The 26,293-nt window shown below is 44.9% G+C and carries 27 protein-coding genes and 1 riboswitch; of the genes, 1 reads left to right on the plus strand and 26 read right to left on the minus strand.

From position 1 onward, the window contains the following. Positions 1-50 precede the first annotated feature (50 nt). The 13 genes from V1499_RS13895 to V1499_RS13955 all read right to left on the minus strand — a co-directional run bounded on the left by V1499_RS13895 (position 51) and on the right by V1499_RS13955 (position 12,029). Complete coding sequence (locus tag V1499_RS13895) at positions 51-1,007, minus strand: asparaginase (RefSeq protein ID WP_409270493.1); 957 nt, start codon at positions 1,005-1,007, stop codon at positions 51-53. 50 nt (positions 1,008-1,057) lie between these two features. Next, on the minus strand, positions 1,058-2,026 hold the full coding sequence (locus tag V1499_RS13900) for a YpdA family putative bacillithiol disulfide reductase (protein WP_409270494.1): 969 nt from the start codon (positions 2,024-2,026) through the stop codon (positions 1,058-1,060). Between the two features lie 107 nt (positions 2,027-2,133). Continuing rightward, positions 2,134-3,408 carry a Glu/Leu/Phe/Val family dehydrogenase gene (locus V1499_RS13905; protein WP_409270495.1) on the minus strand — a complete coding sequence of 425 codons (1,275 nt, stop codon included), beginning with the start codon at positions 3,406-3,408 and terminating at the stop codon, positions 2,134-2,136. Positions 3,409-3,719: 311 nt separating this feature from the next. Then, positions 3,720-4,298 (minus strand): adaptor protein MecA, encoded by a 579-nt coding sequence (locus V1499_RS13910; protein WP_409270496.1) that lies wholly within the window; start codon positions 4,296-4,298, stop codon positions 3,720-3,722. A gap of 101 nt (positions 4,299-4,399) precedes the next feature. Continuing rightward, on the minus strand, positions 4,400-5,326 hold the full coding sequence (locus tag V1499_RS13915) for a MerR family transcriptional regulator (protein WP_409270497.1): 927 nt from the start codon (positions 5,324-5,326) through the stop codon (positions 4,400-4,402). Between the two features lie 61 nt (positions 5,327-5,387). Then, positions 5,388-6,119 (minus strand): metallophosphoesterase, encoded by a 732-nt coding sequence (locus tag V1499_RS13920; RefSeq protein ID WP_409276304.1) that lies wholly within the window; start codon positions 6,117-6,119, stop codon positions 5,388-5,390. Positions 6,120-6,201: 82 nt separating this feature from the next. Next, positions 6,202-6,567 carry a hypothetical protein gene (locus V1499_RS13925; protein WP_409270498.1) on the minus strand — a complete coding sequence of 122 codons (366 nt, stop codon included), beginning with the start codon at positions 6,565-6,567 and terminating at the stop codon, positions 6,202-6,204. A gap of 53 nt (positions 6,568-6,620) precedes the next feature. Then, positions 6,621-7,256 carry a CBS domain-containing protein gene (locus V1499_RS13930; RefSeq protein WP_409270499.1) on the minus strand — a complete coding sequence of 212 codons (636 nt, stop codon included), beginning with the start codon at positions 7,254-7,256 and terminating at the stop codon, positions 6,621-6,623. A gap of 263 nt (positions 7,257-7,519) precedes the next feature. Next, positions 7,520-7,978 carry a YpbF family protein gene (locus V1499_RS13935; protein ID WP_409270500.1) on the minus strand — a complete coding sequence of 153 codons (459 nt, stop codon included), beginning with the start codon at positions 7,976-7,978 and terminating at the stop codon, positions 7,520-7,522. Positions 7,979-8,164: 186 nt separating this feature from the next. Continuing rightward, the gene (locus V1499_RS13940) at positions 8,165-8,875 is read right to left on the minus strand and encodes a LysM peptidoglycan-binding domain-containing protein (protein WP_409270501.1); all 711 of its coding nucleotides are present in this window, start codon (positions 8,873-8,875) and stop codon (positions 8,165-8,167) included. 1 nt (position 8,876) lies between these two features. Then, on the minus strand, positions 8,877-9,461 hold the full coding sequence (locus V1499_RS13945) for a lysostaphin resistance A-like protein (protein WP_409270502.1): 585 nt from the start codon (positions 9,459-9,461) through the stop codon (positions 8,877-8,879). Beyond that, positions 9,451-10,950 (minus strand): RecQ family ATP-dependent DNA helicase, encoded by a 1,500-nt coding sequence (locus V1499_RS13950; RefSeq protein ID WP_409270503.1) that lies wholly within the window; start codon positions 10,948-10,950, stop codon positions 9,451-9,453. Before V1499_RS13950 ends, V1499_RS13945 begins: the two co-directional genes overlap by 11 nt. After that, positions 10,947-12,029 (minus strand): helix-turn-helix domain-containing protein, encoded by a 1,083-nt coding sequence (locus tag V1499_RS13955; protein WP_409270504.1) that lies wholly within the window; start codon positions 12,027-12,029, stop codon positions 10,947-10,949. Before V1499_RS13955 ends, V1499_RS13950 begins: the two co-directional genes overlap by 4 nt. A 244-nt stretch (positions 12,030-12,273) precedes the next feature. On the opposite strand from V1499_RS13955, the gene V1499_RS13960 reads away from it, so the two are divergent. Next, positions 12,274-12,522, plus strand: a complete 249-nt coding sequence (locus tag V1499_RS13960; protein ID WP_053366992.1) for a ferredoxin — start codon at positions 12,274-12,276, stop codon at positions 12,520-12,522. 106 nt (positions 12,523-12,628) lie between these two features. On the opposite strand, the gene V1499_RS13965 is transcribed toward V1499_RS13960, so the two are convergent. The 13 genes from V1499_RS13965 to V1499_RS14025 form a co-directional block, all read right to left on the minus strand. After that, entirely contained in the window at positions 12,629-13,201 is a 573-nt protein-coding gene (locus V1499_RS13965; protein WP_409270505.1) for an ECF transporter S component, read from the minus strand. A gap of 157 nt (positions 13,202-13,358) precedes the next feature. After that, a riboswitch (FMN riboswitch) is annotated at positions 13,359-13,493 on the minus strand. A 138-nt stretch (positions 13,494-13,631) separates the two neighbouring features. After that, a complete protein-coding gene (locus V1499_RS13970; RefSeq protein ID WP_409270506.1) occupies positions 13,632-14,420 on the minus strand; it encodes a peptidoglycan DD-metalloendopeptidase family protein in 789 nt (262 codons plus the stop codon). A gap of 273 nt (positions 14,421-14,693) precedes the next feature. After that, positions 14,694-15,887 carry a GerMN domain-containing protein gene (locus tag V1499_RS13975; RefSeq protein WP_409270507.1) on the minus strand — a complete coding sequence of 398 codons (1,194 nt, stop codon included), beginning with the start codon at positions 15,885-15,887 and terminating at the stop codon, positions 14,694-14,696. Next, a complete protein-coding gene (sigX, locus tag V1499_RS13980; protein ID WP_409270508.1) occupies positions 15,862-16,413 on the minus strand; it encodes an RNA polymerase sigma factor SigX in 552 nt (183 codons plus the stop codon). The genes V1499_RS13975 and sigX overlap by 26 nt, the downstream gene beginning before the upstream one ends. A gap of 239 nt (positions 16,414-16,652) precedes the next feature. Then, a complete protein-coding gene (locus tag V1499_RS13985) occupies positions 16,653-18,434 on the minus strand; it encodes an ATP-binding protein (protein WP_409270509.1) in 1,782 nt (593 codons plus the stop codon). Beyond that, positions 18,431-19,147 carry a response regulator transcription factor gene (locus tag V1499_RS13990; RefSeq protein ID WP_409270510.1) on the minus strand — a complete coding sequence of 239 codons (717 nt, stop codon included), beginning with the start codon at positions 19,145-19,147 and terminating at the stop codon, positions 18,431-18,433. Before V1499_RS13990 ends, V1499_RS13985 begins: the two co-directional genes overlap by 4 nt. Before the next feature lie 189 nt (positions 19,148-19,336). After that, on the minus strand, positions 19,337-20,503 hold the full coding sequence (ccsB, locus tag V1499_RS13995) for a c-type cytochrome biogenesis protein CcsB (protein WP_409270511.1): 1,167 nt from the start codon (positions 20,501-20,503) through the stop codon (positions 19,337-19,339). After that, positions 20,484-22,139: a cytochrome c biogenesis protein ResB gene (locus tag V1499_RS14000; protein WP_409270512.1), complete on the minus strand. Its 1,656-nt coding sequence runs from the start codon at positions 22,137-22,139 to the stop codon at positions 20,484-20,486. The genes ccsB and V1499_RS14000 overlap by 20 nt, the downstream gene beginning before the upstream one ends. 21 nt (positions 22,140-22,160) lie before the next feature. Next, on the minus strand, positions 22,161-22,685 hold the full coding sequence (gene resA, locus V1499_RS14005) for a thiol-disulfide oxidoreductase ResA (protein ID WP_409270513.1): 525 nt from the start codon (positions 22,683-22,685) through the stop codon (positions 22,161-22,163). An 89-nt stretch (positions 22,686-22,774) separates the two neighbouring features. Continuing rightward, a complete protein-coding gene (gene rluB, locus V1499_RS14010; RefSeq protein ID WP_409270514.1) occupies positions 22,775-23,512 on the minus strand; it encodes a 23S rRNA pseudouridine(2605) synthase RluB in 738 nt (245 codons plus the stop codon). A gap of 201 nt (positions 23,513-23,713) precedes the next feature. Further along, positions 23,714-24,241, minus strand: coding sequence for a spore maturation protein (locus tag V1499_RS14015; protein ID WP_409270515.1), 528 nt, complete (start codon positions 24,239-24,241; stop codon positions 23,714-23,716). 1 nt (position 24,242) lies between these two features. Next, positions 24,243-24,833, minus strand: a complete 591-nt coding sequence (locus V1499_RS14020) for a nucleoside recognition domain-containing protein (protein ID WP_409270516.1) — start codon at positions 24,831-24,833, stop codon at positions 24,243-24,245. Further along, positions 24,826-25,977 (minus strand): D-alanyl-D-alanine carboxypeptidase family protein, encoded by a 1,152-nt coding sequence (locus V1499_RS14025; protein WP_409270517.1) that lies wholly within the window; start codon positions 25,975-25,977, stop codon positions 24,826-24,828. Before V1499_RS14025 ends, V1499_RS14020 begins: the two co-directional genes overlap by 8 nt. Between the last annotated feature and the right edge of the window lie 316 nt (positions 25,978-26,293).

A 26,293-nucleotide genomic window follows, 5' to 3' on the forward strand; every position in this document is an offset into this window, starting at 1 on the left:
GGCGTAGCCGGAAAGAAAATGGAATTATTAGCAATGTCCATCCTCTTTTCCTAAAATACAATCCTGGTATCACCGCTCGCCAGTGCTACAGCCAGTTTAATCCGCGCTTTTTTCGAATCATTGTCGCTCCCAAGGATAGCCCCCTTGGTAACAAGGTCATAGGCGCTTCCCTTGTAATCATAAGTAGGATAAACGGCCCCCTCTTCCGCGCTTGTCGTAATGACAACGATAATGCCGGCATCAATTGCTTTTTCAATTTCATCCATCATAAGCGGGGCTACCTGGCCTCTTCCGACCCCTTCAAGGACAATCCCTTTAGCGCCGCTCTCTCTTGCAGCCCTGATAAATGTGCCGTCACCCCCAATATAACATTTAACGATGTCAATCCGGGGGATGCCGTCCAATAGTTTATAGACTTCCCTTTTTAACGGTTTCTGGTAGATGAATACCTCATCGTTATCAATGATTCCTAAATAGCCGAAACCGAATGAGTTGAAGCCTTGTATATTGGAAGCATGCTCTTTTTTTACATACCGTGCCGCGAATATCCTTTCATTGAATACGACGACTGTCCCGACACCTGACAAATCGGGCGAGCAGGCCGAATAGATGGCATGCCGTAAATTAATGAAGACATCGCTGCCCAAATCTTCCGGGGAACGCTGAGATCCGGTCACGACCACGGGGCGGCTGTCACCCACGGTCAAGTCAAGAAAATAAGCAGTTTCTTCAAGTGTATCCGTACCATGTGTAACGACTACCCCTGCAACTGATTCATCCTTAAAGTAATGCTCAATCTTATCCTTTAAATAAACGAGATCCCTAAAGGTAATATGCATGCTTGCCTTTTGGAAGACGGACTCCACAACCACCTCAATATCTTCCGGCAGGTTGCACATTTCCACGAGTTCTTCGCCGGTCAATTCCCCAGAAGCAAGCTTTCCGGATGTTTTATTCGGTTTGCTTGCAATCGTGCCACCTGTTGTTAACAAAACTACTTTTCTCATCCCATCACCCTGCGTTCCTAATTTTTTTTAAAAGAATGGCAGAAAAAATATTAGAGCTTATCTCTCCGGGAAATCTCCTCGGCAATAACTCCGCCGTGGAACCTTCCATTTTCAATGAATATTTCATTCGCATTGTTTCCAGCAGCAATAACGCCGGCAATAAATATTCCCCGAATATTTGTCTCCATTGTTTCTGGGTTAAAATGAGGCCTGCCGGTTTCAGGATCGATAGCGACGCCAATACTTCTCAAGAAGCCATGGTCCGGGCGGTAGCCGGTCATTGCAAAAACAAAATCATTGCGGATTGAATGGAGTTCATTCCCCTTCTCATACATGACCGAATCCTCCGTTATTTCCATAATGTGTGCGTCAAATTCCATTCGGATTGAACCATTGCGGACAAGTGAATCGAATTCGGGCAGAATCCATGGCTTAATGCTTTGCGAATAGGAACTCCCCCGATACAGGACTGTCACCCTTGCTCCGGCTTTATTTAGTTCGATCGCCGCGTCAACACTGGAGTTCTTGCCTCCAATCACACAAACATCCATATCAAAATAAGGATGCCCCTCTTTAAAATAATGGCGTACTTTAGGGAGATCCTCTCCCGGGATCCCCATCATATTCGGGTTGTCATAATAGCCTGTTGCGATTATGACATAAGGTGTTTCATAGGTTTTTTTGGTTGTTTCAACAATATAGTGATCCCCGGAAGGAACAATTTTTTCCGCTTTTTCAAAGGAATGGATCCTGAGCCCCTTCCTTTTAACAACTTCCCGGTAATACACAAGTGCCTGAAGGCGCACCGGTTTATAATTCTCTGTAATGAAAGGGACGTCCCCGATTTCAAGCTTCTCGCTTGTACTGAAGAAGGTTTGGTGGGTTGGGTAGTTATAAATGGAATTTACGATATTTCCTTTTTCTATAATTAAGGGGTTTTTTCCTTTTTCTTTTAACCATATTGCGGCTGCCAGACCACAGGGCCCTCCCCCGATGATAATTACGTCTTCTTTATTCATGGTGGTCACTCCAATCCATTATCACGAAATAAAAAATCTCCCATCATATTATGATAGGAGATTTCCATGCAAGTTTCAATGTTGACGAAATCAGCCAGTGGCAGGGATTAAATCCAACCCCTGAATCGGCTCGCTTCGGCCATTTTCCTTACACCGACCATATATGCCGCTAGGCGCATGTCCACCCTGCGGTTTTGGGAGGTCTCATAAATGTTTTCAAATGACTTGACCATTACCCGTTCCAATTTCTCTTCAATTTCTTCTTCAGACCAGTAATAACCTTGATTATTCTGGACCCACTCGAAGTAGGAAACAGTTACCCCACCCGCGGAAGCAAGGACGTCAGGTACGAGAAGAATCCCACGCTCTGTGAGGATTTCTGTAGCTTCCAGGGTGGTTGGGCCGTTTGCGGCCTCAACCACGATGCTTGCGCGGATATTGTGAGCGTTTTCCTCGGTAATCTGGTTCTCGATTGCTGCCGGAACCAAAATATCACAGTCAAGCTCAAGCAATTCCTTGTTCGTGATTGTATTATTGAAAAGCTTTGTAACGGTACCAAAGCTGTCGCGGCGATCAAGTAAATAATCGATGTCGAGACCATTTGGGTCGTAAAGGGCACCATAAGCATCCGAGATACCAATGATTTTTGCCCCGGCGTCATGCATGAACTTCGACAGAAAACTTCCTGCATTTCCGAATCCCTGGACAACAACCCTTGCGCCTACAAGGTCAATCCCTCTCTTTTTGGCCGCCTCGCGGATGCAGATTGTTACACCCTTTGCTGTCGCGGATTCCCGTCCGTGGGAGCCGCCAAGCACTATCGGCTTCCCGGTTATGAATCCTGGAGAGTTGAATTCGTCTATACGGCTATATTCATCCATCATCCAGGCCATGATTTGTGAGTTCGTAAATACATCCGGTGCAGGGATATCCTTTGTTGGGCCAACGATTTGGCTAATGGCTCTTACATAACCTCGGCTCAATCTTTCAAGTTCCCTGAACGACATAACACGGGGATCACAGATGATTCCACCCTTGCCCCCACCGTATGGAAGGTCGACAATTCCGCATTTAAGGCTCATCCAAATTGAAAGGGCTTTTACTTCTTTCTCTGTTACATTCGGATGGAAACGGATTCCTCCCTTAGTAGGGCCAACCGCGTCGTTATGCTGAGCCCTGTATCCAGTAAATATTTTAGTAGAGCCGTCATCCATGCGAACTGGAATCTTAACTGTCATCATTCTGATCGGCTCTTTTAAAAGCTCGAATACCTCTTCTGGGTAACCCAGTTTTTCCAACGCTCGGTGGATTACCGTTTGCGTCGATTTCAGTACATCATGCTTTTCAAGATTAATGCTTTCATTACCATTCCCCGCTGCCATTTGTAAACCTCCTAAGATATCACTGCTCGAAAGTTCTTGGCTTTCATGACATAGTATACACGTTTAGTCGATTATTGCAAGAACTAAAAAAGGTATTTCCGCCTTGTTTAACAGGAGGATTGAAAGCGCTATAAAAGCATATAAACAAGCAATCGCAGCAGTTTCGCGGAATAGATTCATAGTTCCGTGAACAGCCTATAGCACTCTCTTAAAAATGACTAATTTATGAATATTTATAGATGCCATTTTAAACCTATACTTCCTGAAGACAAAAGAACAAAAAAAATAGCCGGCCCAAAACGGGTTGCCGCCTATCGAAAATATTTAAGAATTGTTTCCACCGCATTTTCCTTCATAATCGGGTTTCCGTATTCCTCGAGAAAATGAGGGCTAAGGATAGAAGCGTTTCCATATTCGGCCATTATGGATGCGTGCCGTTCAGCGTCATTGGGAGACACGTCAAACAGCAAATAGTATTTACCCCTCATGGAATACAGACTGCCGCCTCCAGCGGATAGCAATGATAGCCGTCTCGCGAGTTGAATGACTTCTTCAATCCCTTCAAACTCAAACAGAAATTTCTCATATCCCTCTACTGTTACTTGCATTTCAATAAACCCGTCATATAGATATTCTTCTTCTTCCACATTTCCATTAACCGTAATGATCATAACCATACCCTGGGCCTGGAGCGAAAATACTTCGACGGCGACGGCGCCCTGGATGTCAAGATCCAATTCCAGGCTGGCTTCGTCAAGCAAATCCTGAAATAGCTGCCGCCATTTTAATGTATCCTTCAATATATCATCCTTGGACAAGCCTCTTTCAAAAAGGTCATCCGAAGTGATAAAAATCTTTATTTTATTCGATGTTAAACGTTCAAGACGCATGCTCCCGCCCCCTGCCATGAACTCTTATTTCAGTTTATGTCAGCGCAGGTGGTTGGTGAATGGTTTATCCGCAATTAACAATACCTGGGGATATAGAGCCTTCAGTTTTTGAAGTCCCACTTCAACAATTCCAGACGTTCGGTTAGCCATTCTTCCCATTCTCCCGGAGTTTCGCCAAGATAAAGCGGAAGGACGGAATCATCAGTATTTTGGTGCGCGGCATTTCGGAAACCATCCCCTATTGCGCCAATCACAATTCCTGGAACAAGTTCTTTCCAATCGGTTGACTGGTCTAAAATCCTTTCAGCGCCGCTTTCTGTCTCGCAAGAAAAAACCGCAAAGCGGGGGCCTGTTTCCGTTAAAGCTCCATCGATTTCATCCTCGGCAATGCCGGGGCCCAAATAGACCACCATAAACCCTTTTAATCTTAGAAAAGCGGCGAGCACCACTAACCATACGTCATTTTGCTCACCCGGCGCGCATAAAAGCAGTGCTTTCGGCATAAACCGGTTGCCGCTTGGCACCAGAGCCATTCTCTCGATCCTTGAACGAATAAGAGCCCTTCCGAAAAGGAAGCAAGCATTATTCATGCTACCCTTTCGCAAATCCCCTTCCAAATCCAATAAAAGCGGGTGAAAGATATTGGACAGGGCGGTTTCGAACGTATATTCGTTCAAGCAGGCGTCAATGGTCCGGTGGGCGCTCCCATTATCAAAAATGCGAAATGCATCCAATAAATTATTTCTGTATTCTTCCAACTGGCCGCCGGGACGTTTGGATATCCTTTGGGATACCGGCTGCCGCCCAAGCTGGGCCACAGCCTGGCCGACAGTAAATCCCTGGCCAATCATCGCTTTGATTTCCCGCAAAAGCTCAACCTGGCTTTCCGAATAGAGGCGGTGTCCCGATTCGCTTCTTCCTGGAGAAATCATCCCATATCGCCTTTCCCACGCTCTAAGTGTGCCAGGCTGAATCCCAAGAAGTTTTGAAACGGCTTTAATATTGTATTTCCCATCCCTTACTGGCAATTCATACTCCCCCGTTCACACCAAATCGCAAATCTTCACCGGCACTTTTGTGAAACCTTATTCAAGATTTCTTTTCCTCCCTGCCATGCTTTAAAGTGATAAGATGGGATTCTGGACGGACCCCCAGCCTTAGTGGGACGCCTGTTGTTCCATATCCGTTGCTTATAAGCCTTACAACACCACCAACTGTATCAATTCCGCCTTTTTTATAGGGGCCGAGCCCAAAAATCCGAATTTGTCCCCCATGGGTATGCCCGCTAAGCAAAAATGAAATGCCATCTTCCGGCTTTATTTTATCGATAATTTTTGGGTTATGGCTCGCTAGGATTGTAAAACATCCTCGTTCAGCGTCCATCAAGGCGAAATCAAGCCTGTCCTTTTTAAGGCCCGCGTCGTCCACCCCAAGCAGCGCCACCTTCTCACCTTCCGCGGATTCAAACTTCACGGCGGTGTTATCCAGGATTTTCACCTTCATGTCGAGCAACATCGCATCAAGGTCCCGATAGTTGCTTTCATAATCATTATTGCCCCATACAAAATAAACAGGGCCAATCGTCCGGAGCTTCTCAATGTTTGATTTGACCCTGTCAAGCGGAACCCCTTTTTCCATCAAGTCCCCACCAATAATGACGATATCGGCGTACCCTTTCGCCTCGGACACAATTGAATCCGCGATCCGCCTTCGATGGATATCTGAAATGAAAAAAATTTTCAATGTGCCAAACGATTTTGGAAAATCTCCAAATTCCAGTTCTTGTTTTGTAACATGATTGCCGAATGCCAGGCTAGCCATATACAGAAGGAGGAAGACTCCTGCAGCCGCGGTCGCCGCTAACGCGTAAAATGCCAATTCCTTTCAGCTCCCTCCACAAATTCTATGTGTACATTGAAATAATACCATAAACGAGGCTGCAGCCGAAGAGAACTACCGTATGCACTGGGGATAAAACAAACAGGACGGCAAAAACAAGAAAAATACCAAGTATGCCCGTAAAGGCAGGAAGGGAATATTCCCTCTTACCCCTATTCGATACATTTCTAGTCAAGAATGGCCTTAACAACAACCAATTTGCCGCAAGAACTGAAAAGAATGCGATTGCGGCCGCGAGAAATTCGACGGGGCTTAGGATTAGGCCCATTACGAAAACATGCGCGTAAAAAGGGTTACCTATCTCCACCCATTCGATGAAAAGGTACCCGCCAATAAACGATGTAGCCAACTGTAGGATTGCAGCAATCATAGAATAACCCCCCATACCAACGTATGAGGGGCCAGCCTGCAACTTGCATAGTGCTAAGCATCTTCGTAGATATTTAAAATCCTGAAACCGTGTTCCTCCAACTTTTTAATGAACTTGTCAATATTATCTTTTTTCTCAACCTTCATGACAATCCTTCTCACCAATTTATCGGTTTCGTCAAAGGTTACCAGTGAAATGATATGTTCATGGAATTGATGGGCGATTTCAGCCAATCTGGCTATCCTGCCTTCTGTCTCAACTGAAGTAAAAGCTATCCTGACTCCCGGCTGATTCATCCCGAATGCGCTTTGGAATTGTTCCAGAACATCATACCGTGTGACTGCGCCAAGAAATTTCATCCCTTTGTCGACAATGGCCAAGAGCGGAAAATTCCTTAGCTTCATAAGTGTATGTTCGAAAATCTCTCCACCTTCAAGAAACTCATCCTGATGTGTTGCGATTTCCGATATTCTAGTTTCCTCCAAAAATTCGTCCTTTTGCTTTCCTGATAGAAAAAATTGTTCATATATCCTGAATCGTGTAATGATTCCGGCATATTGGTCGCCATCCAAAACGGGCAAACCATCAATTTGTTGCTCCTCAAGTAGTTGAAGAGCCTCTTTTACACGATTGCCGGCTTGAATCGTTTGGCACTTAAACTTTGGAATCATAATGCTTTTGACAAACATCCAATTCACCCCACAATTAAATATCTTTACCTCTATATACTTCAACACCTCCTTCTTTAAACCCTTTTCCGCCCGATATTCATTCTCAGAAAATTGTTTCATGCATTGAAGGCTGACGATATGATTGTTGCGTGAACATACTCCGTAATCGTGAATCCGTCCATTTGGGACGGCTAGGTGAGGCTTTGGTGATCAATCTCATAGAGAACGGGAGTGATGAAGACGATAGTTTTGAAAAAAATAAAACAGCCAAGCGGCTGTTCCTACTTTTTTTCATGATAAAGGTTTATATCAAACTCTCTTTTCATCATTTCAAAGACAATATGCCTTGATTTCCATTCGTCTTCCTTTTTCCAAAGGTCTTTGCTTCGGTCGACAATTTCGCATCTAAGGTCATGATATTCTTTTTCTTTTTTATCACGTTGTTCTTTTAACATTATCATCAATCCGTAAAGTGAAACCGTCCCAACGAGAAAGTACACACTGGCGCTTTTTCGGACAAATGCGGAAAACATTGCATAGACCGAGTAGGAATATTCCTGGATGACCCCCGTATAAAGATAAGCCAAAAATGCCGATGCCATTACAAGGGTAGCGAAAATGGCCATGTGGTGCCTCGATTTCGCTTTTTCAAATTTCCTTTTCCTCTTCACAACATTTTCGAGCATTTGCCTGGTGGCATGATCAGTCCTATGGTCGAGCATTTTGATTGAGTTCTCCATCCTCCGCCTCCCATTTTATGGTTTTGGCCACTGCAATTTCGGTTCTTGTTACGGAAGAACCTACTACAATGTATGTGCCTGTCCCAGGCAGTATGCGTTCCAAAGAATCCCGATGCTAAAGGGTACCTATTATCAGTGGAGCCTCGCCAACTTTAAGAAGGAAAAAACAGCCGCTTGCACGGCTGTTTAGTTCAAGGGTATTTTCAAAGATTGGCCCACTTTGATTTCATTTTCGACGATTCCATTTGCTTCCCTGATTTTTACGATTCCATCCTTAGAGTTGTAGTACATCATTGCAATTCTGAATAACGTTTCTCCAGGCTTGACGGTATGGTATTTCACATTTCCTTCTGAATTTCCGATATTCTTGCTCTTTCCGTCCCCCGTACTTGGGCCTTCAGAAATGCTTGAATCCTTTCCAGGTACAGGTGTTTTTTCAGAAGAATCATTCTCTCCAGACGAGGTGTTGTTTTCCGGTCGAACCTGGCCATCCCCATCATCATCACTATCTTCGGGAGTTTCCAGTTGGCCGGATTTTTCACCCATGCCATCTTCCTTGTTAATCTCCCCTTCATCAGACGGGGGCCGCACTTTTTCGTGTTGGTCATTATCTTCTAAATTTACTGTTTCAATCCCGCCGTTTTCCGTTGAATTCGCTGTTTTGTTGCCTTCCAAATTGGATATGACAGCGAAAACAGTCAGGGGAAACAATACAAAAAACAGCACCAATAGGCGGATAACCGGATATTTAAGCTTGAGTTTCGTTTTCTTTTTCCTGTTTTGATGGACCCTTGACCTTGGCGGCAACTTGGCCGGCTCACTGGTTTCCGGCTTTACCCTATCTATTTTTTGTCGGTGCTTTTCAACCTGTTCAAGATATGGATCTCTCTTTTTCATACTATTTAACCTCCTTATCTTTCCGAGCCTTCAACACAATCCCCAGGAGGAAATCAATTGTAAAATGCATAGCGACTGTGACGGCCAGGTTTCCGGTCCAGCTATACAGGAACCCAATCAGAAAGCTGAGCGCCACAATATTTATAAACAGAAACCAGTTGAATAGGTAACGATAATGGATGATTGCAAAAATTATACTTGCAATAACTAGTCCTGTCTTTTCCTGAATGATTCCCCGGAACAGGATTTCTTCACTTATTGCGACGATGGCCGCGATAAAAGCAATATGAGGAATACTTCTTCCCTTGAAAATCTTTTCATTCAGACCGCCATCATCATAATACGATGCCGGAAGGATTTTCATCAAGAGAACGTCCAACATCACAACGGCAAGGCCGAAAGGAATCCCAACCTTCCAAACGGCCGGATCGTGCCAGTCAAACAAGCCCAAAATATGGCCTTTTTCAAAAAACAACCAACCGAGAACAGTGGATATAGCAAGGAGAAGCAATTGTGTCCCATATAAATGGAAAAGCAATTCACGATCGGTTAACTGCCTTATTAACTGCCTTTGTCTATCCATCATTTGCTTCACCAATTAAAAGTTCGGACAGCCTTTCCTTCCAGCCTTTCGTTTTTCCCTGAACAGGAATGCCTTCCTCTCCCTTTTTGTATATGTCCATGTCTAAGCCGCAATTATCACAGCAATTCGGCCGGCCAGGATTCAGTTCAGGTTCATGAAAATACTTTAGAAAGTAATTTCGAAGGCAGCCAGGCGAATCAACCCATTCACGCATACGGCGGATATGCTCCATTTTTGTAAAATTCCTTCCTGTAATATACTCGGCCAGTTCACCTTTAAGTTTTAGGAATGCCAGCTCATTCTTCTGGTCAAGGAAGCCGGCAAGCCAACGCCATTGAATATCGGATAATCCAGCTGTGAAGGCAGCCTGTTCCATTTCCTTTATACTGCTAAATTCTGGAGATAAACCGCCAAGGGACGAAAAGAATATATCCAATTGCCCTTTTGTGGGCAACTCGCCTTCAGCCAGATAGTATTGAAGCTGTTCATCACCTTCAGAATAAAGGAGGATCGCGGTGGAAGGATGTCCATCCCTTCCAGCCCTGCCGATTTCCTGAAGATAGGATTCAATTTGCATAGGCATATGATAGTGAATGACATAGCGAACATTTTCCTTGTCAATACCCATCCCGAATGCGCTGGTAGCGCAAATGACATCCAGCTGCCCATTAATGAACTGCTGCTGGATTAAGACTCGTTGTTCCATATCCATGCCGCCATGATAGGCCATCGCCTTTGCGAGGCCCATTTTCCTGAAATAGGCTGCCGTTTGTTCGGCGGCTTTTTTGCTGGAAAAGTATACGATGCCGGGCTGCTTTAATTCCTTTACCCAATATAGTGCCCTGTCGTTTTTTTCAGATGGGCTGGCCAGTTTTTCAATGTGGAAAGAAATATTGGGCCGATCGATGCTCGTTTCGATTCTAACCCCACCTTCAATCCCCAGCTTATTCGCTATATCATCCCTTACTTCCGGAGTGGCCGTCGCTGTTAAGGCAAGTGTCAAGGGATTGCCCATGCTTTCACGGAAGTATCCAATCCTTAGATAGTCCGGCCTGAAGTCATAGCCCCATTGCGAAATGCAGTGAGCTTCATCAATCGCGAGCAAGGAGACGGGAATCTCTTTGAATCTCTCAATTATATGAGGAAAACCAAGCATCTCCGGTGAAAGAAAGATAAATTTATAGCGATTGAGCGATGCGAGGGCCTGCCTTTTTTCAAGGGGAGATAGAAAGGAATTCAGCGCCAAGACTCGTTTTTCACCCCTTTTCATCATCTGTTCGACCTGGTCCTGCATAAGTGAGAGAAGCGGTGAAACGATAACGACTACTCCTTCAAAGAGGTAGCCCGGCAGCTGGAAACAGAGTGATTTCCCGGTTCCTGTCGGGAGCATGGCAAGTGTGTCAATGCCGTTCAACAGCGACATGACCACTTCCTTTTGTCCTGGACGGAATGAGGTATATCCAAAATAACGATAAAGGGTTTGTTCAATCATTTTGATTCACCAAGCTTTGCCAATACAAGCCGTATTTTAAAATAGGAGATTCCTCCCGATAAGTCCCGTAATTCCTTAAGCTGCCGTGTGGATGACTGTTTCGCCAAGTTGATAATCCTATCCTGTTCTTCAAGCGTCACGTATGGATCGATTGAAAAGCCGTCGACATTCAATGCAATCTCGACAATATGATCCTCGATCGTGCTTCTCTTTAATCCCCTTGCCGCCGCGATTGAATCGATTGGCAACCCCTTATTTAAGAGGTTTAAAGTTTGCCTGGATGTAAGCGTCAACGATGTGCCGGCTCCCTCAACCGATCGCAAATGGTATAGGAGAGGAAACTCACCTGTTTGCGAGCCTGCTTTTTTGCAAATGTAATGGAGGATCGCAAGGAATTCCAAGCGAAAACGGAACTCGTCCAACCCCAGCACCATTGCGGCTTGCTGCGGAATCAGGCCTGCCGAATGAAATCCTGTCAGCCTTAGGACAAGGATGTCAGGGTTTATATTTTTATTATCCTCGAGTACCATTGAGAGCTCCTTAAATAATACGCCGGGAAGCTCGGCTCTCTGTCCAGGCTGCATCCTTACAAGGAAGTTTTTTACCCATTGCTGGGTCCGGCGTTTTTTTTGGATAGGAACATAACGTGTTTCTTTCCTTGAAATATAGGAGCACACCTGGACGAGGAGCGAGAGCCTTTCCCACAAATACCCGGCTTCCAAATGATATTTCCAACCCTGCAAATCCTGGGGTAGCGGGCTCATTGCCAGTTCCGCTTCCAGGCATTCATTGCCTTTATCAGTAAGGATATAACGCTGTTCACTTACTTCATGTATAAGCCCTAGGCTGTTCAGTGTTTTAATCGATTCCTCAACAGTTTTCCTGGTAATGTTTTCATAGGCCATGAATAAGGAGGTTAGAGAAAACAAATGTGCATCCTGAATGGTTTGGGCAGATTTTTTACCTTTAAGCAAATGGTATATCGAATAAATCGTACGTTCGCCTCTCAATTGCCAAAGGCAATATAAAATGACCACATCGAAATATAGAATGCCAGTCTTTTCATCGACATTTCGCATGTTTCTCACCATTATCCCCGTTTATTTATTTTCCACCAATGGCAGGTTCACTTCATTTTACCATGAAAGCGTGTCGGACACCGGCTGAATTTAGGGAATACTATCGAAAGCTGGCGCTACTGAAAAACATTATCAATGTAATATCTATTGAAAAGTTTCCATTTCTTTTTTACAATAGATATGCAGTATGCGTTTCCAGTTTATGAATTAAATATTCGTCTAAACCAACGGGAGGGTTTTTTTCATGCCAAAGTATACGATTGTAGACAAAGAAACTTGCATTGCTTGCGGAGCCTGCGGCGCTGCGGCACCAGACATTTATGATTATGATGATGAGGGCATTGCGTATGTAACACTGGATGACAACGAAGGTATCGTCGAAATTCCGGATGTCCTGATTGATGACATGATGGACGCTTTTGAAGGCTGCCCGACTGATTCCATCAAGGTGGCAGATGAACCATTCGACGGTAATCCAACAAAGTTCGAATAATGTTCACATTTACATATCCCCGCCATTCAGGTGGGGATTTTTTATTTTTTCCATGCAAAAAGACAACGGCTTTCGCCGCTGCCTTAATAGACTGTGGTTATTTGTATTAAATGGATGCCTGCCTGTTGATCCACACATTCATCCTTACATACAACGGGACGAATAACAATGAAACAATGACACCCTTCAGGATATTAAAAGGCAATATTGCCATAACAATGAGCTTGCGCGCCTCTGAATCCGCCATCGCTGGCGCGTTCAAGAACATCGTGTACGCGGGTAGGATAATGTAATAATTCAGGAGGCTCATAAGAATGGCCATTGTTACCGTTCCCGCAACAAGAGCGATTGATAAACCCTTTTTTGTTTTGATTCGATTATAAACAAAATAGGTTGGCAGGATAAAAAGGATACCAGCGAGAAAGTTCGCAATGTGGCCAACAGGGACCCCTGTCTGGCTTCCTGTCATGAAATAGTCAAGCAAGTTTTTAATCAGTTCGACCAATATTCCCGCAACTGGCCCAAACGCCAATGCCGCGATCAATGCCGGGATGTCGCTGAAATCAATCAGCAGAAAATTCGGAAACAGAGGCAGCGGGAAATTCAACAGCATAAGGATATACGATACACTGCTTAGCATTCCGATTGCCACCATAGCCTTCAAAGTAAGTTTTTTCATTTTCCTCTCTCCTTGTGTGTCCATCACCAAAGAAGAAAGATTCAGCATGAGCAATCCATCGCAAAGAAAACCCCCAAGCCCGGCAGCTTGAGGGAGACTTTTACAGAGGCATGCTCAATAAACGTTCAAAGCATCATTTTTTGAACGCCTGCGGAACCTCCATCTTCTCCCATCCAGACTATACTGTCGGCTTTGGAATCTCACCAAATCCTGCCACAAAAAAACGGCTCGCGGGCTAAAGCATAAGCTCATCACCGCCGGTCGGGAATTTCACCCAGCCCCGAAGATAGACAATATTTAGTTTACAAATATATTATACTAAAAACCCCCTATTTTTGAAACATTATTGCCTGTGTTGAATTTGTGAACATCCAGTTTCTGTTTTTCCCTTTATCCAGATATTAAATAATTCAACCTTTCACATAGCTATTTAATTGAGCGCAGCGCTCCCATTTGGGAACGGATCTGGCTCCCATTTTTCAAGATTCAGTTCTTGGCCAGGAAAAATTGTTATCGTCTCAAGGCTATTCAGTTCCATCAGCTCATTAACTTCAATTCCTGAAGCCCTGGCAATGTCCCAAAGTGTGTCTCCTTTTTGTACGATATGAATCGATTTCGCCTTATCTTCAAGCGCTGCAACCCTTGTTTCGCGAGTTTGAATTACTTCCGTACTCATACCACTATTAAACCTTCCCGCAATAAAATCGCCCTCCTCAAATCGTCCGAGGATGTGGACGGGATTTATTGCATTTTCCTTCTTAAATGTCCATTCCGATTGATGTATTTCAAAATGGAGGTGGACACCTGTTGAAAAACCGGTAGTTCCCATTGTTCCAATTTTCTGGCCCTTTTTCACTTGCTCCCCTTCACCTGCCAACCTTTTGTCCAGGTGGGCGTAAACCGTCACATATCCATTAGGGTGCTTGATCAAAATGGCATTTCCATATGTAGATGACAAATATGATTTTATTACTTTCCCATCCAAAGCCGCGAATACTGCCGAACCCCTGCTTCCAGCAATATCAATTCCCTTATGTCGTCCGCGCCGGGTTCCGAATGTGTCAGAAATAATCCCTTCAGCGGGCCATGTCCATTCCACCTTTTCCTTCGCAACAGCACCAGGTTCTTCTGCATTAGCCTGCTTGCTCCCAAGGAACAGTAGGGAAATGCACACCGCCATGATTCCAGCTATTAAAAACCTGAATATATATTCCTTCATGCTCGTTATCCTCCTTATGCGTTTGCGTCCAAACCACAATATGCCTTTTTTTCCAAAGATAGAACTCCTAGGGCACATTTGTTATAATTTGGAGGATACACATGGGTTATTCATAAGTTGAGCATTTCCCAAAAATATACAATAAAGTTTGGGTGGATTGCATGTAGTTGATACATACGGATTGTCTAGCAATTTCACACGCCTAAAAGGGTTCACCACGGAACTTTTTTAAATCCCATAACAAAAAGCCTGCCAGGCCGGCAGGCTTTTCAATTATTGAATATGCATTTTGTTTGGGCCAATCGGCACTTTGTTTTCAGCAGCCAAATTGAATGGCCCCAGCTGCTGGATTGGCGCGTTCTCAATTTTTACTTCCTTAAATCCAAACTCCTTCGCAGCCATCAAAATGGCCTCGAAAGAATACTGGTTGTCTGGGCTGTTCTCAAGAACGGCATTATCTGCAAGTGTCAGTGAAAGCGTATCCCCATTTGGCGCTACATCCTTTATATCAAGTGAAGGTGGGATCGATGCCAAGAAAGGACCATTCTCGCTTCCAGTCTTCATAACATCGAGCGCTTTTGACACATCAGGGTATTGCTCGTTCGATGGGACCAGGTAAGGCTGCTCACGGCCCTCCTGGCGGGCGAAGAAATACGCTCTGTTTCTTTTCCTTTCAACCGGTTCAATAGTTCTAGGCCCCATATGTGAAAGTTCAATACCCAGATTTCCTTCTGTCATAAATTTTATTTTAGTAACCGTGCTGTTGGAGGTAAGGTTTTCTTTCAAGGAATCAATAAGATGTCCTTCTGTTGTTGTACTCATTCCAAACTGGTGTCCGGCTGGCACATTGACTACGAGTGTATCTTCCCCTTCAAGCGAAAACTCGACATCAAGCGGATAGTAGTCTTTAAGGCCCCATTCCGACTCTTTAAGGCCGGCCATAGCTGTTTTAAAGTGATCGAGCCAGTTCTTTCCGCTCTCCTTTGGAACAGTGACACTGACAGGAACAAGGTAGTTTACATCCTTGTCCGGAACCCAAACTGTTACAGCGGCCTGGTTTTCAGCTACCTCTTCCTCATATAGGGCTGAAGCTGACTCTTTTGAATCAGGCATGGCAAGAATCCCCGCGTTTTGATTGCCGGCGCCCACCTCAGGCCCCTTCTTGCTTGTAATGCCAGCTTGATCATTATTTCCGGCAATTTCTGCAGAATCCGGTCCCCTCTTTTCTTCCAGCGCTACTTCCTTGCCCGGATTCTTATCAAAAACTTCCGAGGAAAGAAGAAGGAATAGCAGCAAGGCGGCAGCCACCGCCGCAAAGCCCGGCAAAATTACCGCTTTCCTGCGTTTTTGCTTTATTTTCATGGACACATTTTGGTATATGTCCCGCGGGTCGCGATCGTCAGTTACTTTAGGCAAAAATCTTATGCAGTCTTCAACCTGCTTATCGCTCCACCCTCGCTTGTTCATCCATATATCCCTCCGTTTCAAAAAGCGATTCCATTTGGGCTTTCAATACCTTAATGGCTCGGTGCTGTGTTGTTTTCACCTTGCTCTCGGTCCAGCCCAATGCATTGGCTGTTTCTGTTATCGACATTTCGTGCAGGTATCTCAATATGATGACAGCCCGCTGGTCGACTGTGCATACATCCAGGCTTTTGAACATTCCCTGGACTTCTTCCCTTTGCATGGCAATTTCATCCGGCAACGGCTGATGGTCCTTTATCTGTGCGGTCGACCAATCGAATTTATCAAGCAGCTTTTGCTTCCAGCCTTTCTGCTTGCGAAAATGGTCGATGGCGACGTTTCTGGCTATCGAGAAAAGCCATGTTTTCTCACTGCTCTTCCCCTCGAAACGAGAATACGATTTTAAAACCCGGATATACACTTCCTGCACCAAATCTTCTGCTTGTTCTTTACTGCGTACCATATAAAAAAGAAACTGAAAAACATCCTGGTGGTATTTTTTATAAAGTTCAGTAAAAACGGAGTCCATTCACGATTCCTCCCCGTTCATTGTTTTAGACGACAATTTATAAATAAAGTTACACCTTTAACTATAGTCTTTTTGACAATAAAATGAAAGGGAAATATTACAAATATGTTTCATTTTATTCAAAACGTTGACAATTCATATTAGCTATGAAAATAAAAGAAATTGGCCTGCACGGCATGCGTGCAGGCCAATTGTTTCCCATGTAACAAGAATAAACGTCAAACTTCTTGCAATACTGCTTATTTTCGAGGAATGAAGAATGTAAATGTCGTTCCGTGGCCTAACTTGCTCTGAACGGATATGTGTCCTTTATGGGCTTCTATAATATTTTTTACGATGGCAAGGCCAAGACCTGTCCCCGCCCGTCCTCGTGTCCTCGCTTTATCAGCCTTATAAAATCGCTCAAAAACAAACGGCAGGTCTTCCTCGGGAATTCCCGAGCCCGAGTCGGCCACCTGAACCTGAAGGCCGCGGTCATCCCCATGGACGACCACATCGACGATACCGTCCTTTGGCGTATGCCGTATGGCGTTATCAATCAGATTTGTCAAGACCTGCTCAATCCTGTCGGCGTCTATCGGAAAATAATAATCGGGATTGTTCGTTCCAAAAGAAAGATGAATTTCATTTTCCTTTGCAAGTCCCTGGAATTTTCGAATTATCTTTCCAATATATGACGAGACATCGATTTCTTCAACATTTAGTTGAATGTTGCCTGCCTCAAGGCGTGAGAGATCGAGCAATTCATTGACGAGCCTTCCCATCCTTAATGATTCGTCATAAATTACCTTCGCCATTTCCTTTTTCTCTTCGTCCGTCCCGGCAATATCATCCACGATCGCTTCGCTATATCCTTGCAGCATGGAGATTGGCGTCCGCAATTCATGGGATACATTCGCGATGAAATCCTTGCGGAGCTTATCAAGCTTCCGTTCCTCGGTCATATCCCTTACCACGGCTACAGCACCCCGAATAAACTTCGAACTGTATAGCGGGGTGACGAGGATGACCCAGTGCCTCCCCATCATTGATAATTCACCTATCTGCTCTTCTTCCGTGTCAACAGCCTGCTGGAACAGCTCCATGACTTTTGAAGGAATTTCTTCAGAACCCGCTGCGGCGCTTGCCCCTTTGTCGTAATACCAGTTTTGAAGAAAGCGTTCAGCGGGTGGATTCGTAATCAAGATTGTCCCATCCCTATTGAATGTTATTACACCGTCCGCCATGGACCTAAGGATGCTGGCAAGCTGTTCCTTTTCCTGATTAAGGGCATTCATATTGAATTTCAGCTGCCGGCCCATCTGGTTGAATGCGGTTGCCAGCTCCCCAATTTCATCATTTGTCAATATCGGCACTTTTGTATCGAATTTTCCTCTCGCTACCTCGAAAGCCGCTTCCCTCATCTTCCTTAGAGGAGCAGTAATCCGAGTTGAAAGGAAGAAGGCGAAGATTGTTGTAAGGACAATTGCGACTCCTGCGACAAGGAGGATGAATTTTGTAGTTGACCTCGTCGCTTCCTTAACAACATCGAGGGATTGGTAAATAAAAACCGCACCGTTTTCCTTGTCCGAAATCCGCAAGGGAACTCCGATAATGGAATAGTCGGCTCCATCCCCCTTGTCAGCGGCAGAAAGGGCGGAAACCTTCCTTGCCGATTTTCCTTCTTTAATTACCTTTGAAAAATCCGGATCATTTACAATATCAGAAAGGCTGAGCTTATTGCCAGGATCCGTATTGGGTGAATAATACACTTCATCCTGGTTTTTAATAATAACCGCCTTTGTGTTTTTATCAAGAATTTCCCAGGATATTTCCAGGCCAACGCTTATGTCGTCATTCCGATGCTTGACAAGGACATTGGCTATTTTTTCGGCAGTATCATTCATTTTTGTTCTTGTTTCCATAATGCTGTAGTTTTCAAAGAACTCAAGCAGCATGACTGTCAATATAAACAGGACAAAGGAAACAAGCAAAAGGATGGTAAACCAAAGTTTACCCACTACACTTCTAAGAAGGATCATTCATTCACGACCTCGAACTTGTACCCCACACCCCAAACTGTCACGATCATTCTGGCGGCCTGCTCGGATACTTTGTTAAGTTTTTCCCGCAGGCGTTTAACATGGGTATCAACTGTTCGGAGGTCTCCAAAAAATTCATAATGCCAAACCTCTTTTAAAAGCTGTTCCCTATCAAAAACCTTATCCGGGGATTTTGCCAGGAAATAGAGCAGCTCATACTCTTTCGGAGTAAGGCTGACTTCCTTTCCATCCGCAGTGACTCGATGGGCATCATTATCAATTGTAAGATGCGGAAAAACAATTACGTCCTTTGTGACCGTGTCCGTTGCCAAATAGCTCGTCTGTGAAGAACGGCGAAGAAGAGCCTTGACCCTCAGAACCACTTCACGCGGGCTGAACGGTTTTACAATATAATCATCGGTGCCGACTTCAAAGCCCTGCACCCGGTTTACTTCTTCTCCTTTTGCCGTCAGCATAATGACTGGCGTTGATTTTTTCTCCCTGAGATCCCGGCATACCTCGATGCCATCTTTTCCAGGCATCATCAAATCAAGCAGGATTACGTCATAATCGTTGGCAAGCGCTTTTGCCAAAGCTTCATTGCCGTCCTCCGCCTCATCGATTATAAAGTCTTCACGCTCTAGATACATTTTCAATAGCCTGCGGATACGTTCCTCATCATCAACAACCAAAATTTTAACGTCTTTTTCCATAAATAATCCCCCCATGCAAATAGTTTACAAAATAGTTTGAATACTGCCAAATAGCACAAGCCTCAGCATTTGCATGCGGGGCTTATTATTTTGAATGGCTTCGAGGGCTAGGGGTTTGTAATTCTATAGGTTGGTTTGCGCCCCGGGCCAAATCAGATGATATCCTTTTGGTTTTACAGCTTTCGTAGCCTATGAACCGGCATAGGAATGGAGTCCTGCAATAACAAGGTTGACGGCGATCAGATTGAACATGATGATGGCAAACCCGATTACCGCAAGCCACGCGGATTTTTCCCCGTGCCAGCCTTTAGAAAGCCTTAAATGAAGGAAAGCCGCGTAAAATAGCCACGTAATCAAAGCCCATACTTCCTTTGGATCCCATCCCCAAAACCTTGTCCAGGCAATCTGCGCCCATATCATTGCAAAAACAAGGCCCCCGAGCGTAAACACGGGAAAACCGATCAGGACTGAACGGTAACTTATTTCGTCGATCAAATCCAGGTTTATGCCTCGTACAAGCGGCTGAAGCGCCGCTGAAATCCTCTTCCTAAGCAGAAGCCTGATGGCGCCATATAATACGGCTCCTCCCAAAAACGACCAGATAACCGTATTCAATTTCTTCGCGTTGATTATGGCAGGCATTTCTACAATCGGTTTTAACTTACCTTCTGTCAAAAGTTCGCCTTCATTTGGGCCAACAAGGGCAGGGAGGTGGTATTCCATAACGGACTGGTTACCTGACTTTTCCACCCAGTTGAACTTCGCTTCGTAGCCGGCTGAAGAAAAACCTGTTGAAACCGCAATAAAGCCTACTACACAAACAATGGAAAACATAACAAATTCGAGCCAGAATGTCCGTTTATTCGAAACAGTCTGGTCAATGGCCTTCAGAAGATAAATGAGGCCGGCGGCAAAGCTAACCGCAAGGATTGCTTCCCCTATGGCAACTGTGGTCACATGGATGTGGAGCCAATAACTTTTCAAAGCCGGGATAAGCGGGCTTATATCCTTAGGGAACATGCTCGCGTATGCAATGACCATAAGCGCAACAAACATTGTGAAAAGACCAAGTAAATTGGACTTATAAATAAAATAAATTAAAATGAAAGCGCCGACAAGAGCCATGCCAAAAAACGTCGTAAATTCAAACAGATTGCTGAGGGGCGGATGCCCCGCGGCAATCCATCTTGTTATGAAATAGCCCAGCTGGGCGAGGAACCCCGCAATCGCCGTTGTGATTGCAAACAGTCCCCATTTGCTGTTTTTTGCCGTTTTAATCGAGCCGCCGAACAGCACCGTTGCTATCAGGTATAAAATAAAAGCTATGAATAGCAAATTACTGCTTATTTCCGCCAAGTTCCGCCTCTCCTTCCGGTTTGCCCTCCTGAAGCTGATCTTCAGGAATCTTTATTGTTGTGTCTGCAAGGACTATATCTATTTCACGCTTTAGGCCATACCAGTTTTTATTTGTATGTGCGGACACCCAAATATCGCCATTCCTTTTCTGAATCCAAATCCTCCTGTGGTTCCAGTAGGATCCCTGGACTACGCCAATCATGAAAATAAGGCCCCCAAGCGCTATCAGCCAAAGAGTCCTGTCTTTCCTTACTGTCAGGGCAGTCACATTCTTCGTGTCAACTGCCTTGAATTGCATCTTATACTTATTGTTTCCTTCCGGCTCGATCGTTTGCCTGATTGCCGCAAAACTAACCTCGCCCTCCGGTTTATCCGGTGTAATCATTTTAAACACAAACGCCGGATTATTCGGAATCCTTGATTTCGTGTCCGGTTCCCCATCCTCCCCAAATTCGAAATCCGGGTAATAGCCTAGAAGGCGTACTTTATATCCATCCCCAAGCTCATAGGTGTTTTTCGGTTCATACAAATCTATTTTTATCTCACCAAAATCTTTTCCTGTTTCCTTTTCTGTTAGGGAGAAAGTCATCGAATTCAATTCATCCAGCTTATAGTCGACCTGGTATAGGGCAAACCCCTCGAATTTCAAAGGCTCATTGACTCGAATCTCATAGTCTTTGACTCTTATAAGCTTTGGCTTTTCACCAGGCAGGGATTCGGATGATTTTTTATACAGCACCACATTGGATTGGTACGTCTTCGCGACGGTACCCGCCCTTTCGAGTGCTTCCCTAAAAACTTCGTCATCTTTTTCCTTGTCGTATACTTCAAGAATGAATTTATCGTTTTGTAGGTAATATTCGTTTTCTGTACCCGGAATTGCCTTTGTCTCCCCTTCACGAATCCAAAGGACTTTATCGATGTACATTCCCGGGACAAAGCGGAGCATGCCGCCAATCAGGAAAATAATCAGGCCTACATGATTCACATACGGGCCCCATCTCGAAAAGCGGCCTTTTTCGGCAAGCAGGTTTCCTTGCTCTTCCCTGACCTTGTAATTTTTCGATTCGAGGTTTTTTTTCACTGTTTCAATAACTGTCTCATCCGCGGCATTTTCAGTAATCCCGAATATACGTTGCTTTTTTAAAAAACCGTCATTACGGATGACCTTTTGCGCCTTCAATGCCCTGTACAGCGGAACGACCCTGTCAAGGCTACATATGACTAGCGAGATGCCGATCATCGCGATCAGGATGAGGTACCACCATGAACTGTACATATTATGGAAGCCAAGTGCATAATAAATCTTCCCTGCCCATCCATATTGGTCCGCATAATATTCCGCCGCCGGCATAACAGGAGGTATGTACATTTCTTGCGGCAGGATTGTCCCGATTGCCGATGCGACCAGGGTGATGACAATGAGCCATACCCCTACTTTAACGGAAGAAAAAAAGTTCCAAACCTTATCAATGATTGTTTTATTGTAAGTCTGCGAGCGCCGGGAGCTTCCTTCATAACGCATGTCATGAAGCTTCCCGGCAGCGGCCGCTTCACTAAGAGCCTTTCCGCAAGCCTCGCACAGTACTGTACCATGAGGATTCACATGGCCGCACTCACACTTGACATCCTTCATTTTAAAAACTCCCTAATTTCTTTAAGGTTCGATGCTCTCCATATATTGTTTGACCATATGTTCTGTCAACTGGCCGGTATGATATTTGACAATCTTCCCTTCCTTATCGACAAGGAACGTCGCCGGAAGCGGACCGACTCCGTAAGCGTTCATAACCTGGCTGTCCTTATCTAAGGGAATCGGGAACGTAAGCCCATATTTTTCAGAAAAACTACTAACAGCTAGATTCGATTCGCCAATATTGACAGCAAGCACCTCTACCCCTCGGTCTTTAAACTGCTTGTATTGATTGTTGATATAGGGCATTTCTTTTTCACACGGCTTGCACCAAGTTCCCCAAAAATTCAGAAACACACCTTGGCCTTTATAGTCGGATAGCCTGTGTTGGTTGCCTTCTAAATCTGTTAGGACAAAATCCGGAGCGATTTCGCCGGTTTTGGCTCTCGTGCGCTCTTCTTTAGTAAAATTCGCATAGAGTGTATAGGCTACGGCCGCGACCAAAAGTACCAGAATGGCTGTCCTCATTGCCAACCGCCGTTTTTTCATTTTCTCTCCCCCAAAATATCGATGTTCTGATAAATTATAACACTTTTCAAGATAGCCACTGTGAAAACGTTCTAGTAATTGTGACAGATTTATGAATTCTTTTTGCCCACTTCCATAGCAAGAGCACGCAGCTGCTTTACCTCATGAGGCGTCAATTCCCGCATTTCACCCGCTTTCAGGCCTCCAAGCGTCAGGAATCCATAACGTTCACGCTTCAGCTTGGCAACGGGATGTCCAATTGCCTCGAACATCCGCCTTACCTGCCTGTTCCTGCCCTCATGAATGGCAATCTCAATGATGGCGGTTTGTTTCTTTTTATCGCTAGACAGCATTTTTACTTTGGCTGGCGCGGTTTTCCCATCCTCCAGTTTAATCCCTCTTTCCAGTTTCCTGAGGGCTTCCCTTTGAGGAATTCCTTCTATCTTAGCCACGTACACTTTATCAATTTCACTCCTGGGGTGCATGAGCAGATTCGCAAAATCACCGTCATTCGTCAGAAGCAGGAGACCCGAAGTATCATAGTCGAGACGTCCAACCGGAAAAATCCTTTCCTTTATATCGGGAAAGAAATCTGTTACTGCCTTCCTTCCCTTTTCATCCTTAACCGTCGAAATGACTCCACGCGGTTTATAAAATAGGAAATAAACAGGTTCCTCCCGTTCAATCTGGACTTCTTCCACTTCAACCCTGTCAGAAGGAGATACTTTTACCCCTAGCTCTGTAATGACCTTGCCATTAACCTTTACTTTCCCTTCCCTGATCAAGTCTTCCGCTTTCCTTCTTGAAGCAATTCCCGCTCGTGCGATAACTTTTTGCAACCGTTCCATCTATGCCACCTCAATAAATTCCCATTTAATTATAGTGAAATTGTTTTCTAATGAATTATGACACAATTCAGCCTGATTTCAAAGTATGAGACCTTTTTTTAACAAAGCGCAGCCACCCGTGCATGAAGGAAAAAACAAACCGTATGCAAAAACCCGCCATTAACGGCGGGCGGGCTTCGAATTCTTTATGGCTAAACAGTTTTAATAAACGAGCAGGGCGACAAAGATTGCAACTACAATGCCAACAACATCGGCAAGTAGCCCGACCTTCAGTGCATCGCCCATTTTCCTGATTCCAACCGACCCAAAATATACCGTAAGGACATAAAAGGTTGTATCCGTGCTTCCTTGGAGGATCGAGGCTAGGCGGCCCGGGAAAGAATCGGGGCCGTACGTGGCAATGAGGTCGCTCGTCATGCCGAGCGCCGCGGTCCCGGAAATCGGGCGAATAAGGGCGAGCGGGACAATTTCGGGAGGCAGGCCCATATCCGAGAGCCATGGCCTAATCCAGCCTGTAAGGGCATCGAGGGCCCCTGAAGCCCTGAAAATGGATACAGCGACCAACATTCCGACGAGAAAAGGAATAATGGAAACAGCGATTTTTATCCCCTCCTTCCCACCATCCACGAAGCTCTCATAAGTTGGCACTTGCTTTAATGTCCCGATTATCAGGATCGCTGCAATAGTCAAAGGGATAAACCAGAGTGAAATATTTGCAATTGCTCCCATCTTATCCCCCTTTACGGCTTCTTCGCCAATAAAAATACCGGTCTATCAGAATAGCGGCAATCGCCGATAGAATTGTCGTTATTAAAGTGGGAACGACGATTTCCGCCGGGGAAGCCGAATTGTAGTTTAAACGGATTGCGATTACGGTCGTTGGCAAAATAGTCACGCTAGCTGTATTAATCGCCAGGAATGTAACCATCGAGCGGCTCGCCGTATCTTTTTTATTGTTCAGGGTTTGCAATTGTTCCATGGCCTTTAACCCAAGTGGAGTAGCAGCGTTTCCAAGCCCGAACATGTTGGCAATGATATTGGAGAGGATATAACCCATGGCGGGATGGTTGGCCGGCACTTCCGGGAACAGGGGCCTGATAATCGGTTTGAATACTTTGGCGAGCCCTTTCAAAATACCTGCTTCCTCAGCGATTTTCATCATCCCAAGCCAAAAGACCAGGATACTTACGAGGCCAATGCAAAGGGTTACGGCATCTCTCGCCCCCTTGAAAATAGCCTGGTTCACCTCATGCATCGTTCCATTGATCATGGCAAACACAATTCCAATAAGGGTGAGAATGACCCAAATATAATTAACCATTGCTTTTTAAACCTATCACTTTAGCCATCAACCGCTTGAAGCCGAATAGATATCCGGTCTTTTTTTTCTCATTGGGCTTAAAAAAGATAGGTACAGATTTGACCGCCCTACCGTCCAAGTAGATGGTGGCTTTGCCTGCCGTGGCCCAGCCATTGACAACTTCTCCAGGGAATTTGCCTCTTTTCGGATGTTCCAGCTTGTAGTCTATTGAGAATTTATCAATTTCATTTTTCGTGGCGGGGTATAAAACAGGATTTGCAATATAGATGGATCCATTTTTGTATGGCTCTTTTTCCAACCGTACGGTTCCTTCCGGCAGCACTTCAGCCAGATCAAACGTCGCGAACCCGGATTCGAACATGCCAATATGGTCATTCCAGTCATCGGGGGCGTTCAGGGTTACGGCTATCAGCTCCATGTCCCCTTTTTTCGCGGTTGTCACAAGCGTCCTTTTTGCACGTTTCGTATACCCGGTCTTCCCGCCAGTGCAATATGTGTACATTGAAAGGAGGCGGTTCTTATTCCTCCACTCCCTGTCCCATGCTTCTTCCGGATTTGGCGCCCGGTGGATTTTAGTCCCGGAAATCTTCTTGTACACCTCATTGTTCATTGCATACCTGGTCAGAAGCGCCATATCGTATGCGGTTGAATAGTGGTTTTCTTTGTTGTCGAGCCCATGAGGGTTGGAAAAGACAGTATTGTACATGCCAATTTCCGCCGCTTTTTGATTCATTAAAAAGGCGAAACCTTCTTCACTTCCCCCAACAAATTCGGCAATGGAGGCGGCCGCGTCGTTTCCTGAGCGGAGCATAAGGCCATAAACAAGATCTTCGAGAGTAATCCTTTCCCCGGCCTTCAAATAAATTGACGATCCCTCTGTCCGTACCGCATGCTCACTAACCTTGACATAACGATCCATTTTCCCTGATTCTATCGCCAGGATCGCAGTCATGATTTTCGTTATGCTTGCTATCCTCATCGGTGTATGGGGCTGCTTTTCGAATAAAACACGCCCGGTTTTTTGCTCCATTAATACAGCAGCTTGTCCGCTAACCGAAAATGCCGCATAAGGACGCGAGGGAACAATGCCAAGCATTAAGGTAAAAAGAAGAATGATGACGGCTGTTCGTTTCACTATTTTCATTGCGATTTCGCACTCCTACTTGTATTTGTACAAGTTTATGCCGGACCATGCCCAATATGACCAACAACACCAGGAGGAGGGCAGTTTTAGTAAAACAGCCTGTAACAACCATTCGGGTCATTAAAATCTTCTTTTAACGCCCAAAGGAACGACTGAACACTGCTGTTCAGGCTTTAAATCCTCTTTAAACGCCCGAAGGAACCCTTGACCACTGCTGTACGGCCTTTAAATCCTCTTTTAACGCGGGATGATGGAGGGTTCAACACCACTCTCAACCGGTGGCCAATGTATCGATAAAACTAGCATAATTTTTTAG

The organism is Neobacillus oceani (assembly GCF_046237595.1).
In the GTDB taxonomy this organism is placed as follows: Bacteria; Bacillota; Bacilli; order Bacillales; family Cytobacillaceae; genus Bacillus_D; species Bacillus_D oceani.

What these genes read in the sequence shown, in the direction of transcription:
- V1499_RS13895 (WP_409270493.1), bottom strand. Translation starts at nt 1,007, where the DNA reads ATGAGAAAAGTAGTTTTGTTAACAACAGGTGGCACGATTGCAAGCAAA.
- V1499_RS13900 (WP_409270494.1), bottom strand. Translation starts at nt 2,026, where the DNA reads ATGAATAAAGAAGACGTAATTATCATCGGGGGAGGGCCCTGTGGTCTG.
- V1499_RS13905 (WP_409270495.1), bottom strand. Translation starts at nt 3,408, where the DNA reads ATGGCAGCGGGGAATGGTAATGAAAGCATTAATCTTGAAAAGCATGAT.
- V1499_RS13910 (WP_409270496.1), bottom strand. Translation starts at nt 4,298, where the DNA reads ATGCGTCTTGAACGTTTAACATCGAATAAAATAAAGATTTTTATCACT.
- V1499_RS13920 (WP_409276304.1), bottom strand. Translation starts at nt 6,119, where the DNA reads ATGGCTAGCCTGGCATTCGGCAATCATGTTACAAAACAAGAACTGGAA.
- V1499_RS13925 (WP_409270498.1), bottom strand. Translation starts at nt 6,567, where the DNA reads ATGATTGCTGCAATCCTACAGTTGGCTACATCGTTTATTGGCGGGTAC.
- V1499_RS13930 (WP_409270499.1), bottom strand. Translation starts at nt 7,256, where the DNA reads ATGTTTGTCAAAAGCATTATGATTCCAAAGTTTAAGTGCCAAACGATT.
- V1499_RS13935 (WP_409270500.1), bottom strand. Translation starts at nt 7,978, where the DNA reads ATGGAGAACTCAATCAAAATGCTCGACCATAGGACTGATCATGCCACC.
- V1499_RS13940 (WP_409270501.1), bottom strand. Translation starts at nt 8,875, where the DNA reads ATGAAAAAGAGAGATCCATATCTTGAACAGGTTGAAAAGCACCGACAA.
- V1499_RS13945 (WP_409270502.1), bottom strand. Translation starts at nt 9,461, where the DNA reads ATGATGGATAGACAAAGGCAGTTAATAAGGCAGTTAACCGATCGTGAA.
- V1499_RS13950 (WP_409270503.1), bottom strand. Translation starts at nt 10,950, where the DNA reads ATGATTGAACAAACCCTTTATCGTTATTTTGGATATACCTCATTCCGT.
- V1499_RS13955 (WP_409270504.1), bottom strand. Translation starts at nt 12,029, where the DNA reads ATGCGAAATGTCGATGAAAAGACTGGCATTCTATATTTCGATGTGGTC.
- V1499_RS13960 (WP_053366992.1), top strand. Translation starts at nt 12,274, where the DNA reads ATGCCAAAGTATACGATTGTAGACAAAGAAACTTGCATTGCTTGCGGA.
- V1499_RS13965 (WP_409270505.1), bottom strand. Translation starts at nt 13,201, where the DNA reads ATGAAAAAACTTACTTTGAAGGCTATGGTGGCAATCGGAATGCTAAGC.
- V1499_RS13970 (WP_409270506.1), bottom strand. Translation starts at nt 14,420, where the DNA reads ATGAAGGAATATATATTCAGGTTTTTAATAGCTGGAATCATGGCGGTG.
- V1499_RS13975 (WP_409270507.1), bottom strand. Translation starts at nt 15,887, where the DNA reads ATGAACAAGCGAGGGTGGAGCGATAAGCAGGTTGAAGACTGCATAAGA.
- sigX (WP_409270508.1), bottom strand. Translation starts at nt 16,413, where the DNA reads ATGGACTCCGTTTTTACTGAACTTTATAAAAAATACCACCAGGATGTT.
- V1499_RS13985 (WP_409270509.1), bottom strand. Translation starts at nt 18,434, where the DNA reads ATGATCCTTCTTAGAAGTGTAGTGGGTAAACTTTGGTTTACCATCCTT.
- V1499_RS13990 (WP_409270510.1), bottom strand. Translation starts at nt 19,147, where the DNA reads ATGGAAAAAGACGTTAAAATTTTGGTTGTTGATGATGAGGAACGTATC.
- V1499_RS14000 (WP_409270512.1), bottom strand. Translation starts at nt 22,139, where the DNA reads ATGAAGGATGTCAAGTGTGAGTGCGGCCATGTGAATCCTCATGGTACA.
- resA (WP_409270513.1), bottom strand. Translation starts at nt 22,685, where the DNA reads ATGAAAAAACGGCGGTTGGCAATGAGGACAGCCATTCTGGTACTTTTG.
- rluB (WP_409270514.1), bottom strand. Translation starts at nt 23,512, where the DNA reads ATGGAACGGTTGCAAAAAGTTATCGCACGAGCGGGAATTGCTTCAAGA.
- V1499_RS14015 (WP_409270515.1), bottom strand. Translation starts at nt 24,241, where the DNA reads ATGGGAGCAATTGCAAATATTTCACTCTGGTTTATCCCTTTGACTATT.
- V1499_RS14020 (WP_409270516.1), bottom strand. Translation starts at nt 24,833, where the DNA reads ATGGTTAATTATATTTGGGTCATTCTCACCCTTATTGGAATTGTGTTT.
- V1499_RS14025 (WP_409270517.1), bottom strand. Translation starts at nt 25,977, where the DNA reads ATGAAAATAGTGAAACGAACAGCCGTCATCATTCTTCTTTTTACCTTA.